This is a genomic window from Streptomyces scabichelini, assembly GCF_011045015.1.
Taxonomy (GTDB): Bacteria; Actinomycetota; Actinomycetes; order Streptomycetales; family Streptomycetaceae; genus Streptomyces; species Streptomyces scabichelini.
In genome coordinates this window covers 1-14,688 of record NZ_JAAKZY010000249.1, presented here as the reverse complement: position 1 = coordinate 14,688, position 14,688 = coordinate 1, and the positions used below count along the sequence as shown (strand labels likewise).

Genomic DNA, 14,688 nt, shown 5'->3' with positions numbered 1-14,688 from the left:
CCCGCTCTTGTGCCCGAACCCGCACCCGAGCCCGCACCCGAGCCCGCACCCGAGCCCCAACTCCCCAGCGTCCGCAGGGCGTTCCACCGCATCGTCCGCAGCTCCGCCCACTGCCGCACAAGACGATCGCGTACGACGGGATCGTCCGCCGACCCCGTCGAGACGGCCCTCTCCAGGACCTGGCCCAACTCCTCCGCGAAGCCGATCTGTTGCGCCAGCGTCGAGACCCCCCGCTCAAAGCCCAGCAGCCCCATCGCGACCCGCCATCCATGCCCCTCGCCCCCGACGACGTGCTCCACGCGCGCGTGTGCCCCGTCGAAGAAGACCTCGTTGAACTCGCTGGTCCCCGTCATCTGCCGGATCGGCCGCACCTCGATCCGCCCCGGCTGATCCATCGGAACCAGCAGAAAGCTCAGCCCGTGATGCCGCCGCGACCCGGGCTCGGTACGGGTCAGCACGAAGCACCAGTCCGCCTCATGGGCGAGGGAGGTCCAGATCTTCTGGCCGGTCACGCGGTACGAGGTCCCCTCGCGTACGGCCGCGGTGCGCACCCCGGCGAGATCCGACCCCGCCCCCGGCTCGCTGTACCCCTGGCACCAGAGCTCCTCGCCGCGTGCGATCGGCGGCAGGAAGCGGCTCTTCTGTTCCTCCGAGCCATGGGCGAGGAGGGTCGGGGCCAGCAGGTTCTCCCCGATGTGTCCTGACCGCGCGGGGGCGCGGGAGCGGGCGTACTCCTCGGCCCAGACGACCTGTTGGACCAGGCTGGCCGTACGGTTGCCGTAGCCGCCGACACCCCACCCGAGACCGATCCATCCGTCCCGCCCGAGCTCCCGCTCCCACTCCCGCCGTGGCGGGTCACCGGCAAGGTCCGTGGCAAGGTGCGTACGAAGCCAGGCCCGCACTTCGCTCCGGAAGGCCTCGTCCTCGGCGCCGAATCCGAACTCCATGCTTCCCTCCCACCCTCCGACCCGCTACGTGTTGGGACGCGTCTTCTCCGCCGCCGCCCGGGCCATGGCCTCCAACTGCTCCAGCATCGGCATCGGATCCACGCCGACCGTGCCCGGCAGAAAGTCCGCGATCCGCTCCGGAGTCCAGGCCTCCCCTTCCGCGTATGCCGCCCGCAACTCCCGCGGCTGAGCCCACACCGCGATCTTCGGTCCGGCGATCGTGTAGACCTGCCCGGTGATCCCCTCGTCGCGGGCACGGGCCGACAGCAGATAGACGACCAGCGCGGCCACGTCCTCCGGCTCGCCGATCTCCTTCAGCTCCATGGGTACGTTCGCCGACATCCGCGTACGTGCGACAGGTGCCACCGCGTTGGCGGTCACCCCGTATTTGTGCAGGCCGAGCGCGGCGCTCCGTACCAGCGAGATGATTCCGCCCTTAGCGGCGCTGTAGTTGGCCTGGGAGACGGAGCCCTGGTGGTTGCCGCTGGTGAAGCCGATCAGTGTGCCCGAGCCCTGCTTGCGCATCACCGCCGAGGCCGCCCGGAAGACCGTGAAGGTGCCCTTGAGATGCGTGGCGACCACGGGGTCCCACTCCTCCTCGGACATGTTGAACAGCATTCGTTCGCGCAGGATCCCGGCCACGCACACGACCCCGTCGAGCCGCCCGTACGACGACAGCGCGACATCGACGATCCGCTGCCCGCCCGCCATCGTCGAGATGTCGTCGGCGACGGCCACCGCGTCACCCCCGGCCGCCAGGATCTCCTTCACCACGGCGTCGGCGACGTCGCTCGTCGGTGAAGCGCCGTCCACGGAGACCCCGTAGTCGTTGACGACGACCCGCGCGCCCTCGGCGGCGGCCGCGAGCGCGACGGCGCGTCCGATGCCCCGTCCCGCTCCGGTCACGGCGACGACCTTGTCTGCCAAGAAGTTCCCCACACCGGCCCCTTCCCGTCCCGCAGTTTCTGACGGACCGTTAGATTCAGTTGATTCTACGACCCGTCAGATACCTGGAGACAAGCCCCCGGGGAGGACTCATGTCACTGCCGGACGAGTTCCACGAGATCGCCAAGCGCGTGAACAACTGGGGCCGTTGGGGCGCCGACGACGAGATCGGCACACTGAACCTGATCACCGACGAGGTCGTACGCGAGGCCGCCGCGACCGTCCGCACCGGCCGCCGCGTCCCGCTTGCCCTGCCCCTCCAGCAGGACGGCGTCCAGACCGGGATGATCCCGGGGCGCGTCAACCCGCTGCATGCCATGGTGCAGATCAACCAGGAGATCTTCGGTCCGGGCACGGTGGCGTGCAGCGACGACGCGGTGACGATGGGCCTGCAGGCGGCGACCCACTGGGACGCGCTCACCCATGTCTCGCACTCGGGGAAGATCTACAACGGCCGTCCTGCCGACACCGTCACGGCTCATGCCGGCGCCGAGTTCAGCGGCATCGACAAGCCCCGGCACATCGTCTCGCGCGGCGTCCTGCTGGACGTGGCCCGCGCGCGTGGGACGGACCGTCTCGACGGCGATCACGCCGTGACGCCGGAGGACTTGGACGCGGCGGAGGAGTTCGCGGGCACCCGCGTCCGCTCCGGCGACATCGTCCTCGTACGCACCGGACAGGTCCAGCTGTACCTGGCGGGCGACAAGCACGCGTACGCGTACCCCTCGCCCGGCCTGTCCGTCCGTACCCCGGAGTGGTTCCACGCGCGGGATGTCGCGGCGGTCGCGAACGACACTCTCACCTTTGAGATATTTCCGCCGGAAATAGAGGATTTGTGGCTGCCTGTCCATGCCCTCGACCTCGTCGAGATGGGGATGCTTCAGGGCCAGAACTGGAACCTCGAAGAGTTGTCCACAGCCTGTGGACAAGAATCCCGCCATACGTTCCTGCTGTCGGCGATGCCCGAACCGTTCGTCGGCGGCACGGGAACCCCCGTGGCGCCGGTCGCCATCCTCTGAGATCACCTGCGACTCCCCGGACGTCACCGCCGCCGAGGATCGTCTGGCGGCGCGCTCCGCTGCCCCGAGCACGGCACCGCGCGCCGCCATCCGGCTCCGGCGTACCCGCCCTGCCCCTCGGACGACCCCCGCTCGAGCGAGGACACCCCGTGGCCCTGTAGGAGCCGACGCCGAATCACGACCCGCACTCGTCGAGGGCTCCCGTCACCGAAACCCTCGTCGTCCCCTCACGGCGAATCGCTGAACACAAGCGTGATCAAACGGACACGCCACGTCAACACCCGTTCGGGGATTCATCACTTACGACCGAATTGTGAGCGCACATACCGAAGCATTGACCGGCGCACTCGGCTGCGCGCTTCCTCCGGGTTCCGGATCCCGTGTCCCGTGTGCGCCCAGGCGCTGCGCTGGAGGTGCATTTCGAAACTGCGGGTCCGTTGGGGCTGGTCGCGCCCACGCGGCGGAGCCGCATATCGAAACAGCCCCGCGCCCCTACGGGGCGCAAGGCCGCACCGTCCGCTCAGACCGCCTCGTATGCCAGGTCCTCGTACGCCGTCGTGCCACCCTGGTACGCCGCCGGAGCCGCATCGCACGTCGTCGCTTCCGCGGTGCGGACCGAACAGCGGTCCACCTCGCACCAGATGCGTTTGCCGGCTCCCTCGGGGCTCCAGCCCCAGCGGTCGGCGAGACCGTCGACGAGCGCCAGGCCGCGACCGTTGGTGTCGTCGCCGTCCGCGCACCGCGGGTGCGGCGGGCGGGCGCTGGCGTCGGCCACCTCCAGGCGGACGGTGGCGGCAGCCTCCGGCGATTCCGAGGCACTCTCCTCCGTCGCCTCGTCATCCGTCGCGCCCGGCAGCGACAGACGCAGCACGGCCGGACAGCCGGTGTGCACCACGGCGTTGGTGACCAGTTCGGAGACGAGCAGGATCAGCGTCTCGGCCAACGGCTCATCGGCTCCTATTCCGGACCCGGCGAGCCGCGAACGCGCCCATCTCCGGGCCCGTCCCACCTCCGCGGGGTCGGGCCGGATCTCCAGCTGCACTTGAAGCACCTGCACCGTTCACACCATCCGAACCGGCGGACACATCGCCTCGCGCCACGCAAGGGCCACGATCATGGTCAAAACTGGGATCACGGAACGTGACTCCCTTGCGTGACAGCATGGTTGACGTACAGTCACCCCAACAAGCGCTTCGGGCATATTCCAGCGCGAAGGAGTACGCGTGCGGCATACTGTGCGACGCTCGTCACGGGGAGTCGAACAGGCTGGACCGGGGCATGATCCCGCCCTGCGAGCGCTGCGCATCGCCGGATCCGGAGCCGCCTCAGGGGCAACACCGGGGTGGCTCGGCCTCAGCTCCACTCGCATCCCACACAAGGTACCGGAGCGGGGCGCCGACTCCAGGCCGTGACGAGTCACGCATCGGACACAACCCGGTATCAACGCTCGGTAATTCCCGAATGCACCGTTCCGCGGCATGAGTCCGTTCAGGTATGCCACGATCGGCGACAAACAGCTCGGCCGGCAGCCGCTCGGGGCTCGCCTCACCGCGTCGCGGGGGACAGCAGGTCCTCGGCGAGTGCCTCCTCGGCGTCCGCCGTGCTCCGTCCGCGCCGGGCCCGTACCCAGGCCCGTTTGAGGTGAAGGTGCACGTCGGACTCCCATGTGAAGCCCATGCCTCCGTGCACCTGAAGGCAGTCACGGGCGCCCTGCTCGGCCGCCTCGTCGGCGAGCAGTGCGGCCGCCGCGGTGTCGAGCGGGTCGGCCGTGACGGCGGCCGCGTACACCGCCACGCGCGCCACTTCCGTACGCACCAGCATCCCCGCGCACAGGTGCTTGATCGCCTGGAAGGCCCCGATCGGCTGCCCGAACTGCTCGCGGGTCCGGGCGTGTTGCACGGCCAGCTCGCAGGTACGGGCGGCCGAGCCGAGCTGCTCGGCTGCCGTGAGGAGGACGGCCACGGGGTCGGCCGGCGCGGTCCGTGGCACCCGGTGGAGGGGCGTCAGCGGGTCCGCCGAGCGCATCGCGACGGCTCCCGTCACGTCCCCGCGTACGACGTCCGCCTCGTCCAGCCACTCCACGAGGGTGCCGTCGACGGCCGCGACGACACTCTCGCCCGTGGCCGCTCCGGGGACTTCGCCGGCCGCGAGGTGCGTGGCCACCAGAGGGCCGGGCAGCAGCGCGCGGCCCGCCTCCTCGAAGGCCAGCACGGCCTCGGGGAGCCCGAGTCCGACTCCGCCGTCCGCCTCGGGAAGCCGCAGCGCGAAGAAGCCCGCCTCGCCCAGCTGCCGCCACAGCACGCGGTCGAGGCCCGGGGCGTCCACCGCGGCCCGCAGCTGTTCCCGCCCGAAGCGCCCGGCCAGCAGTTCGCGTACGCCTGCCTGCAACGCACGCTGGTCGTCGGTGAATTGGAAGTCCATGTCGGGAGGTCACCGCCCCTTCGGGAGGCCCAGGATCCGCTCGGCCACGATGTTCCGCTGGATCTGCGAAGTGCCGGCCGCGATGGTGTACGAGAGGGACGACAGCCGGTCCAGGGGCCACTCGCGGGACAGGTCAAGGGATTCCGGGCCCAGGACCTCGGCGGCCGCGTCGTACAGCTCCTGCCGCGCATGTGAGTATCTCAGTTTGAAAACCGAACCCCCGATCCCGGGGACACCGCCCGTCCGCTGGGACTCACTGACGTTCCACTGCGTGAGCCGCCACAGTGCGCGGAACTCGGCGTTCAGCCTGCCGAGCCGCCGTCGCAGCACGGGGTCGTCCCAGCGGCCGTTCTTCCGTGCCTCACGGGCGAGTTCGCCGAGGACGCGCCGACAGGCCACGACCTCGCCGACGAAGGCCGTGCCGCGCTCGAAGGAGAGGGTCACCATGGTCACGCGCCAGCCGTCGTTCTCGGGCCCGACCCGGTTGGCGACCGGCACCCGCACCTCGTCGAGGAAGACCTCCGCGAACTCGGTGGAGCCCGCAAGCGTACGCAGGGGCCGGACCGTGACTCCCGGGGCGTCCATCGGCATCGCGAGCCAGGAGATGCCCCGGTGTTTCGGCGCCTGGGGATCCGTACGCACCAGCAGTTCGCACCAGTCGGCGACTTCCGCATGGGACGTCCAGATTTTGGACCCGCTCACTACGTAGTCGTCGCCGTCACGCCACGCGCGCGTGCGCAACGCCGCGAGGTCCGAACCGGCGTCCGGCTCACTGAACCCCTGGCACCACACCTCCTCGCCGCGCAGCACGGGCGGCAGCCAGCGCGCCCGCTGCTCGTCGGTCCCCTCGGCCGCGATCGTCGGCCCGGCATGCAGCAGGCCGACGAAATTGGCCCCTACGTAGGGGGCGCCCGCCTTTTCCGTCTCCTCCAGGAAGATCAGGTGCTGTGTCGGGGTCGCCCCTCGGCCGCCGGCGTCGACGGGCCAGTGGAGGCCCGCGTACCCGGCGTCGTACAGCATGCGCTGCCAGCCGAGGTCGTACGCGCGCCGGGCGGGCCAGTCGTCGGGGGACGGCTTCGGGGGCAGCGTGGGGAGCACCTTGCCCAGCCACTCACGCAGCCGGGCGCGGAACTCCTCCTCTTCCTCCGTGTACGCGAGGTCCATGACGCGTCCGCTCGTCCTGCTCGTCTACTTGTCGAAGTCCAGGTCCAGCATGCGGATCGCGTTGCCGCGCATCAGCTTGTAGACCGTCTCGTCGTCGAGGCCCTTCACATGGTCGAGGGCGACCTCCTTGGTGTGCGGGAAGGTCGAGTCGACGTGCGGGTAGTCGGTCTCGAAGGTCGCGTTGTCGCGGCCCACCACGTCCAGCGAGGCGACGCCGTGCTTGTCGCGGAAGAAGCAGCAGAAGATCTGCCGGTAGTAGTACGTCGACGGGGGCTCGGGGATCAGGTCGCGCACCCCGCCCCAGGCGCGGTGTTCCTCCCAGACGTCGTCGGCGCGCTCCAGGGCGTACGGAATCCAGCCCATCTGTCCTTCGGAATAGGCGAGTTTGAGCCGCGGGAACTTCACCAGTACGCCACTGAACAGGAAGTCCATCATCGAGGCCATCGCGTTGTTGAAGCTGAGCGCGGCCTGGACGGCGGGCGGGGCGTCCGGCGAGGCGGCGGGCATCTGCGAGGACGACCCGATGTGCATGTTGACGACCGTGCCGGTCTCCTGGCAGATCGCGAAGAACGGGTCCCAGTAGCCGGAGTGGATGGAGGGCAGCCCCAGGTGGGTGGGGATCTCGGAGAAGGTCACCGCCTTGACGCCGCGCGCCGCGTTCCGCTTGATCTCGGCGACGGCGAGGTCGATGTCCCACAGGGGGATGATGCACAGCGGGATGAGGCGGCCGCCGCTGTCGCCGCACCACTCCTCGACCATGAAGTCGTTGTACGCACGCACGCAGGCCAGGGCCACTTCCTTGTCGTGCGCCTCGGCGAAGGTCTGCCCGCAGAAGCGCGGGAAGGTCGGGAAGCACAGGCTTCCCTCGACGTGGTTGGCGTCCATGTCCTTCAGGCGCTCGACCGGGTCCCAGCAGCCCGGCCGCATCTCCGCGCGCGTGATGCCCTCCAGCGTCATCTCGTCGCGGTCGAAGCCGACGGCTGCGATGTTGCGCTTGTACGGGAACTTGAGGTCCTCGTAGATCCACCAGTCGGTCGGCGGTCCTTCCGGGTCCATCGTGATCTGGTACTTGCCGCCCACGTACGCGAGTTCCCCGATGCCCGCGGTCAGCGGCTTCGGCCCGCGGTCCTGGTACTTCTTCGGCAGCCAGGTCTCGAAGAGGTGCGCGGGCTCGATCACGTGGTCGTCGACGCTGATGATCCGAGGCAGTTCGGTCATGGGTTCAGTCCCCTCCGGCGGGCGGGTACGAGGGCCCGTATCTGATGGACCGTCAGAAAGAAGGCTAGCTCCGCACCCCTGGACCGACAAGGCGGCGCGGCCTACGCTCTGCCCACGATCTGACTATCCGTCAGCTAAAGGGGGCAGCTGCAGTGAACGACACCGCCCACACGCTCGGCGCATCCCGCACCCTCTGGGAACTGGTCGCCCGCCGCGCCGAGCTCACCCCCGACCGCCCCGTCCTCCTCCAGGACGACCGCGCGCTCAGCTTCGGGGAACTGCGCAACCGTGCCGAGCGGGTGGCGGCCGGGCTGTACGGCATGGGCGTGCGCCCCGGCACGGTCGTCGCCTGGCAGCTGCCCACCCGTATCGAGACGGCCCTGCTCTCCTTCGCGCTGGCCCGCCTCGGCGCCGTGCAGTCGCCGGTCATCCCCTTCTACCGGGACCGCGAGGTCGGCTTCGCGCTGCGGGAGTCGAAGGCCGAGTACTTCGCCGTACCCGGTGTGTGGCGCGGCTTCGACCACGGCGAGATGGCGCGGCGACTCGGCGCCAAGGGGATCTTCGAGGCGTACGACGACCACGACCTGCCCGACGGCGATCCGTCCGTGCTCCCTGCCCCGCCCTCCGACGGCACCGCGGTCCGCTGGATCTACTGGACCTCGGGGACCACCTCCGACCCCAAGGGCGTCCTGCACACGGACCGTTCGCTGATCGCGGGCGGGTCGTGTCTCGCGCACGCGCTGCATCTGTCGGCCGACGACGTGGGCTCGATGGCGTTCCCGTACGCGCACATCGCCGGACCCGACTACACGGTGATGCTGCTGCTGTACGGATTCCCGGCGGTGATGTTCGAGCAGTTCGCGCTGCCGGACGCGCTGGAGGGCTACCGCAAGCACGGGGTGACGGTGGCCGGCGGGTCGACCGCGTTCTACTCGATGTTCCTGGCGGAGCAGCGGAAGCAGCCCGGGACCCCCGTCATTCCGACCCTCCGCCTGCTCGCGGGCGGCGGGGCGCCGAAACCGCCCGAGGTCTATCACTCCGTCGTACAGGAGATGGGCGTCCAGCTCACCCACGGGTACGGCATGACCGAGGTCCCGATGATCACGATGGGGTCGCCGGACGACACCCCGGAGAACCTGGCGACGACCGAGGGGCGGCCTCCGGAGGGCATGGAGATACGGATCGTGGACGGTGAGGTGCGGCTGCGCGGGGAGGCCGTCTGCAAGGGCTACCTGGACGCGGCGCAGACCGCCGCGGCCTTCGACGAGGACGGTTTCCTGATCACCGGGGACCTCGGGCATCTCACGGAGAGCGGCCATCTGGTGCTCACCGGCCGCCTGAAGGACGTCATCATCCGCAAGGGCGAGAACATCTCTGCCAAGGAGATCGAGGATCTGCTGCACCGGCATCCGGACGTCGCGGACGCGGCGGTGATCGGGCTGCCGGACGCCGAGCGCGGGGAGCGGGTCTGTGCCGTGATCGAGGCGGTCGAACAGCCGCCGGGGGCTTCGGCGTTGTCTCTGGAGACGGTGATTTCGTATCTCCGCGCGGAAGGACTGTCCGTGCACAAGCTGCCGGAGCAGCTGGAGGTGGTGGACGCCCTTCCGCGCAACGAGACACTGCGGAAGGTGCTCAAGTACAAGCTCAGGGAGCGTTTTTCAGGCACTACGGGTACTACGGGTGCCACGAGTACTACGGGTGCTGCGGGAACTACAGGGGCCGCATCGAGGCGTACGAAGACTTCGAGGAATTCGGAGACTACGGAAGCGGCGAAAACTACTCCGGCACCGTGAAGTAGCGGGCGAAGGCGGTCACGATCTCCGGCTCGGTGATGCGGCCGTCGGCGTCCGTGTCGAGCGCGGTGGCCGCCGCGGTGGCGATGTCCGCGCCGACGCCAAGGACCTTGAGGACCCGTGCGGTCTCGTCGATGGTCACCGCGCCGTCCTGGTCACCGTCGGCCACGGCGAGCGCCGCGTCCAGGAAGGGGCGGGCGATCTCGGCGAACCGGTCCGGGTTGTCCCGCAGCCGCTTGACCGCGCCGTACACGAACTCCTCGCGGGTGATCCGCTGGTCGCCGTCCCGGTCCGCTATCCCGGCCATGCCCTGCCAGAAGGCCTCCGCGCCGATGTAGACGGCCTGTCCTCTGTCGGACCGGGCCGCCGTATTGAACTCGGCGAGCAGCGCCTTGGCCGCCGAGCTGAAATCCTCGCGGTCGATATAGCCGTTGCCGTCCTGGTCGAAAGTGGCGAACCGGGCGGCGATCCGTCGCTCGTACTCGGTGCTGACCATGTCTTTTCAGGCCGCCTTAACATCAGGTGGGGTGCGTCTGGCACGGAGCGTACGACGCCGGAGGCCCTTGGGGAGCAGAAAACGACGCTTGTGCCAAGACCGGGGGAATTTCGCGACAACGGCGTCGCGATGTCTCGGGATGATCAACCCCTTCACGTGACAGAGATCACGCCGTCGGGATGCTCCCAGGAGAGCACGTCGGCCCGCGGGGATCGCGCCGGATCCGCGGGATCACGCCGGCCCCGCGGGATCACGCCGACAGCGGGCTCGACTCGTCGTCCACGGCCGCTCCGACGTCCGGATAGACGTCGAAGAGACGGCGGACGCCGAGGGCGCCGAGGACCCGGTTGACGTGGGAGCCGTCCACCGCTCCCTGGGCAGGGAGGATGAGACGCAGCCGACCCTGGCAGGAGCGGATCAGGCGGCGGGTGGCTATGAGGACGCCGACGCCGCTGGAGTCGCAGAACAGGACATCGGAGAGGTCGAGGACAACGCTGCGGCGGCCCTCGGCCACGGCATCGTGTACGCGCTGGCGCAGTACCGGTGACGTCACCAGATCCATCTCGCCCGACACTTGGAGCACGGCCCAGCCGCCCTGCTCGCCGTCGGTCACTCTGAGCGTCACGCGCCTGCCTCTCCCTCGACGATGCTGATCCCGAATTGAGCCCGAAAGGCCCCGAGCCCGAAAGGTCCCGAAGACCCCGGAACGGAAGCGGAAGCGGTTCCTACGCTTCCCTGGGTGCGCGGCTGCCCCGCCCTCGCTCCATGAAACACCCGAATCCGGTAACGAATTTGTGTCCCCGGGCACCCCGTTCTGGTCGTACGCGTGCTTATTCGATCGTGTCTGATCAGATCGAGAAAGGGTAGGCGCATGCGCAACGTAAGGAGGTCACTACCATCCGCGGCTCTCCCAAGGGCGCGCATTGCCACAAAGGGGCGTGCGTCGTCAGGGCTGCCGACTACATTCGAGGGGACGCCGGAGACCGGAATCCGGTGAACACAGGGACAGGCGCCGGTACGACCAGGGGTGAGGGGGCCGTATGGCCAACAAGGACGCGCCGCCCCGCTGGGACCGCAAGATGCAGCAGCGGCTCGCACGTGGGGAGGCCGCCGCGCTCCATGAGCTTTACGACCGTTTCTCTTCACTTGTGCACGCACTCGCCCATCGCGTGCTCAGGGACGATCAGGCCGCCGATGGCATCACGAGCGAGGTGTTCGCCCACGTCTGGGAGAACGCGGACGCGTACGACCCCAGGCAGGGCCCCCTCCGCTCCTGGGTCGCCACGCTGACCCACCGCCTCGCCGTGCAGCGTCTGCGCCAGACCGAGACCGCCGCGCTCGCCCAGGGCGGTCCGGGCACCACGGAGGAGCTGGAGCGCAGGGTGCACCGCGCCTCGGTGGCCGCCCGCGCCGACTACATCGTCACGGCCATGCCCGTCCCGCTGCGTGCGGCCCTGGACCTGGCGTACTTCCAGCGCCGTGACTACCGCCAGGCCGCCGCCGACCTCGACGTCACCGAGGACGAGGCCCGCCGCCGTCTCCGCCTCGGCCTCCAGCTCCTGGCCACCGCCCACGACAGCGGCCCGTCCGGGTCGCCACCCGAATACGGGGGTGCGCGGTGAACGACGCGGACCACTTCGAGGCGTACGACGGGAATTACGACGGGGACGAAGATCCCGACAGGTACGGGGAGCCCGAGGAACCGGAGGAGGAACACGACGGCCGTGTGGGTGCCCAGGGCAACGGCCGACCGGACTCGGAAGCCGGGGACGGACCGCGGGACCCGCAAGGACCGCGGGACCCGCAAGGGCCGCGGGACCCGCAAGGGCCACAGAGCCCGCAGGGGCCGCAGAGCCCGCAGGGGCCGGGCGGACCCAAAGGCCCCGAGAAGGGGCACGGGAAGGAGCCCGACGGGCCGCCGCGCATCCCCATGCCGCGTACCTCCGTGGAGGACACGGGACTGCCGCTGCCCGATCCGCCGCCGGCGCCGCTCGTGCTCGAACACCCGGTGCTGAAGTCACTCCTCGGCGCCTGGGCGCTGGCCGTGTGCTCGCCGGAGGAGACCGCGGCCGTGGAGGATCACCTCGGTATCTGCGGCGCGTGCGCGGACGAGGCGCTGCGGCTGCGCGAGGCCGTCGGACTGCTGCACCCGGCGGAGAGCCTCGACCTCGACCCGACGCTGCGCACACGCGTCCTCGAGAGCTGCCTCGAACGGCGCCCGCCCCGCATACCGGTACCCGAGTGGGCCGCCCCGTACGACGCGGAGGCCGCCCGGCTCGACGCGCTGCTCCAGGACTTCGGCGACGGGGAGTGGCACGCGCCCGTACGGCTCCACTGGTTCGAGGGCGACGAACCCACGAGCCGCCGCACGACCGTCGCCGGAGTCATCGCCCACCTGCTGAGCGTCGACGGTCTCGTCGCGGTCGCCCTCGGACTCGACGACCCCCTCGGCGAGATCACGGCCCACGCGCCGACCCCGGCCGGCCGCACCGAGGCGTTCTGGCGCTCCTGGCAGTTCCCGCCCACCCGTTCCGTACACGGCCCGTGGCGCGAGCAGAGCCACAACCTGGTGCGTACGGTGTCGTTCGCCGGCGGAGGCTCGGGGCAACTGTCCGTGTCGTACGGCGACTTCGAGCTGCCCCTGCGGGACGCGATGCTGGACCGGGCCTTCGAGTGCTGGGTGCATGCCGGGGACATCGCGGACGCCGTGGACTATCCGTACGAGCCGCCCGCCCCGCGGCAACTGCACCGGATGATCGACCTCGGGGCGCGCATGCTGCCGGGGGCGCTGGCCGCGCGTCGGCGGGCGGGGCTCGCCGGGCCCGGTCACGCGCGGCATCTCGTCCCGGCCGGTACGCCCGGCCGCAGCCTGCGGCTGGAGATCGAGGGGGCCGGCGGCGGCGAGTGGCTGATCCCACTCGACTCCCCCGGCGCGCTCCCCTCCGCCGACCACGAAGTGGCCCATGTGGCGCTGGACGGGGTCGAGTTCTGCCGCCTCGCGGCCGGCCACGTCTCACCGGAGGAGGCGGCCGCCGGGCAGGACGGCGACCGGGAAGCGATCAGGGACGTACTGTTCGCGGCGGCTTCGATGAGCCGGATGTAGCCGGATGTAGCCGGACTGGATGCAGGGCGCGTACGTCCGCTCCCCAGGGCCTCAGGCGAATACGACCGTGCGCCGTCCGTTCAGCAGAATGCGGCGCTCCGCGTGCCACTTGACCGCCCGCGCCAGCGCCTGGCACTCCACGTCGCGTCCCACGGCTACGAGTTGCTCCGGCGAGACCTCGTGGCCCACGCGCTCGACCTCCTGCTCGATGATCGGGCCCTCGTCGAGGTCGGCCGTCACATAGTGCGCGGTGGCGCCGATGAGCTTCACTCCGCGCGCGTGCGCCTGGTGGTACGGCTTCGCGCCCTTGAAGCTCGGCAGGAAGGAGTGGTGGATGTTGATGATCCGGCCGCTCAGCTGCTTGCAGAGGTCGTCGGAGAGAACCTGCATATAGCGGGCGAGGACGACGAGCTCGACGTCCTGCTCGCGCACCAGCTCCAGGAGCTGCGCCTCGGCCTGCGGCTTGTTGTCCTTGGTGACCGGAATGTGGTGGAAGGGGATGTCGTACGAGGCGACGAGTTCGGCGAAGTCGGTGTGGTTGGACACCACGGCCGCGATCTCGACGGGCAGCGCGCCGATCCGGGTGCGGAAGAGCAGGTCGTTCAGACAATGGCCGAATTTGCTGACCATGAGGACGATGCGCATCTTGTCCTCGGCCCGGTCGAGCTGCCAGTCCATGCGGAAGGAGTCACCGATCGCGGCGAAGCTCGCGCGCAGCTTGTCCAGGCTGACCGGCGGATCCGCGGAGAAGTGGACCCTCATGAAGAACAGTCCCGTGTCGTGGTCGCCGAACTGCTGGCTGTCCTCGATATTGCATCCGGTCATGAAGAGGTAGCTCGACACAGCGTGCACGATCCCCTTCCCGTCCGGGCAGGAAAGGGTCAGGACATACTGCTCGGCGGCGGGCTCGGCCGCGCGGACGGACTGCTCGGTCATGCAGGCCAGGGTCCCATATCGGCACGGCCCGGCGAGCAGACGTCCCAGTACACGGACGTACGGGATGCCTGGAATGTCTGGGATGTGCGGGACGTACAGTCAGGCGGACCGCGTCATGATCCGCAGCACCTCGAGCGTGCGTGGAGGCGCATCGGGGTCCTCCCCGTCACTCGCCGCCATGCGCACGTGCGCGTCCCGGGCGGCCCGTACGGCCTCCGGCCAGGCGTGGTGGTCGAGGTACGCGGAGACAGGCGCGTCCGGCCCCACCTGGTGCATGATCCGCAGCACGCGCAGTACGGCGGTGTCGACGAGCGCCGCCTCCTGCGAGTCCCGGAAGATCGTGCCGACGTACTTCTCGGCGGACCAGTTGTCGAGCCAGGTGTCCTCGACGAGGCGGTACACGGCGTCGGTGACGTCGCCGTACCCGTCCACGCCCGCGAGCCAGACGTTCTGCTGGAAGCCGGGGTCGGAGAGCATGTGCAGCGCGGAGCGCACATTGCTGCGCCAGCGCCACCACGGCATGTCGTTCAGTGGCATGCCGCCCATGGTGGATGAGCGACTGCCGTGACGGGAAGACTTCTCCGAACCTTGCACGGTCACCGATCGTACGTTCCGGCCGGAAACCGCCCGCACCGCCCCCCTGCGA

The 14,688-nt window shown here is 69.9% G+C and carries 14 protein-coding genes; 4 read left to right on the top strand and 10 right to left on the bottom strand.

Annotated elements, in window-relative coordinates:
• Together G5C60_RS43625 and G5C60_RS43620 are read right to left on the bottom strand one after the other, a co-directional pair.
• Nucleotides 1-947, bottom strand: a 947-nt coding sequence (locus G5C60_RS43625; RefSeq protein WP_165268559.1) for an acyl-CoA dehydrogenase family protein, incomplete at its 3' end; no start/stop codon positions are given.
• A 24-nt stretch (nucleotides 948-971) separates the two neighbouring features.
• Nucleotides 972-1,886: an SDR family NAD(P)-dependent oxidoreductase gene (locus tag G5C60_RS43620; protein WP_165268557.1), complete on the bottom strand. Its 915-nt coding sequence runs from the start codon at nucleotides 1,884-1,886 to the stop codon at nucleotides 972-974.
• 98 nt (nucleotides 1,887-1,984) lie between these two features.
• Here G5C60_RS43620 and G5C60_RS43615 point away from each other — a divergent pair, with 98 nt between their 5' ends.
• Nucleotides 1,985-2,911: a cyclase family protein gene (locus G5C60_RS43615; protein WP_165268555.1), complete on the top strand. Its 927-nt coding sequence runs from the start codon at nucleotides 1,985-1,987 to the stop codon at nucleotides 2,909-2,911.
• A gap of 520 nt (nucleotides 2,912-3,431) precedes the next feature.
• On the opposite strand, the gene G5C60_RS43610 is transcribed toward G5C60_RS43615, so the two are convergent.
• The 4 genes from G5C60_RS43610 to G5C60_RS43595 all read right to left on the bottom strand — a co-directional run bounded on the left by G5C60_RS43610 (nucleotide 3,432) and on the right by G5C60_RS43595 (nucleotide 7,714).
• Nucleotides 3,432-3,968: an ATP-binding protein gene (locus G5C60_RS43610; protein ID WP_338146093.1), complete on the bottom strand. Its 537-nt coding sequence runs from the start codon at nucleotides 3,966-3,968 to the stop codon at nucleotides 3,432-3,434.
• 488 nt (nucleotides 3,969-4,456) lie between these two features.
• Nucleotides 4,457-5,332: an acyl-CoA dehydrogenase family protein gene (locus tag G5C60_RS43605; protein ID WP_165268553.1), complete on the bottom strand. Its 876-nt coding sequence runs from the start codon at nucleotides 5,330-5,332 to the stop codon at nucleotides 4,457-4,459.
• Between the two features lie 9 nt (nucleotides 5,333-5,341).
• Nucleotides 5,342-6,496, bottom strand: coding sequence for an acyl-CoA dehydrogenase (locus G5C60_RS43600; RefSeq protein WP_165268551.1), 1,155 nt, complete (start codon nucleotides 6,494-6,496; stop codon nucleotides 5,342-5,344).
• Between the two features lie 24 nt (nucleotides 6,497-6,520).
• Complete coding sequence (locus tag G5C60_RS43595; RefSeq protein ID WP_165268549.1) at nucleotides 6,521-7,714, bottom strand: amidohydrolase family protein; 1,194 nt, start codon at nucleotides 7,712-7,714, stop codon at nucleotides 6,521-6,523.
• Nucleotides 7,715-7,866: 152 nt separating this feature from the next.
• Here G5C60_RS43595 and G5C60_RS43590 point away from each other — a divergent pair, with 152 nt between their 5' ends.
• Nucleotides 7,867-9,507, top strand: a complete 1,641-nt coding sequence (locus tag G5C60_RS43590; protein ID WP_338146092.1) for a class I adenylate-forming enzyme family protein — start codon at nucleotides 7,867-7,869, stop codon at nucleotides 9,505-9,507.
• Here G5C60_RS43590 and G5C60_RS43585 read toward each other — a convergent pair.
• Nucleotides 9,491-10,003: an EF-hand domain-containing protein gene (locus tag G5C60_RS43585; RefSeq protein ID WP_165268547.1), complete on the bottom strand. Its 513-nt coding sequence runs from the start codon at nucleotides 10,001-10,003 to the stop codon at nucleotides 9,491-9,493. The genes G5C60_RS43590 and G5C60_RS43585 overlap by 17 nt on opposite strands.
• Nucleotides 10,004-10,253: 250 nt before the next feature.
• Entirely contained in the window at nucleotides 10,254-10,628 is a 375-nt protein-coding gene (locus tag G5C60_RS43580) for an anti-sigma factor antagonist (RefSeq protein WP_165268545.1), read from the bottom strand.
• 415 nt (nucleotides 10,629-11,043) lie between these two features.
• Between G5C60_RS43580 and G5C60_RS43575 the strand changes: the two genes are divergently transcribed.
• On the top strand, nucleotides 11,044-11,625 hold the full coding sequence (locus tag G5C60_RS43575) for a sigma-70 family RNA polymerase sigma factor (RefSeq protein WP_165268543.1): 582 nt from the start codon (nucleotides 11,044-11,046) through the stop codon (nucleotides 11,623-11,625).
• Entirely contained in the window at nucleotides 11,622-13,106 is a 1,485-nt protein-coding gene (locus G5C60_RS43570; protein ID WP_338146091.1) for a zf-HC2 domain-containing protein, read from the top strand. Before G5C60_RS43575 ends, G5C60_RS43570 begins: the two co-directional genes overlap by 4 nt.
• Before the next feature lie 51 nt (nucleotides 13,107-13,157).
• Here the strand turns inward: G5C60_RS43570 and purU are convergent, their stop codons facing one another.
• Together purU and G5C60_RS43560 are read right to left on the bottom strand one after the other, a co-directional pair.
• On the bottom strand, nucleotides 13,158-14,042 hold the full coding sequence (gene purU, locus G5C60_RS43565) for a formyltetrahydrofolate deformylase (protein ID WP_165268541.1): 885 nt from the start codon (nucleotides 14,040-14,042) through the stop codon (nucleotides 13,158-13,160).
• Between the two features lie 99 nt (nucleotides 14,043-14,141).
• The gene (locus G5C60_RS43560; protein WP_165268539.1) at nucleotides 14,142-14,642 is read right to left on the bottom strand and encodes an SCO4402 family protein; all 501 of its coding nucleotides are present in this window, start codon (nucleotides 14,640-14,642) and stop codon (nucleotides 14,142-14,144) included.
• Between the last annotated feature and the right edge of the window lie 46 nt (nucleotides 14,643-14,688).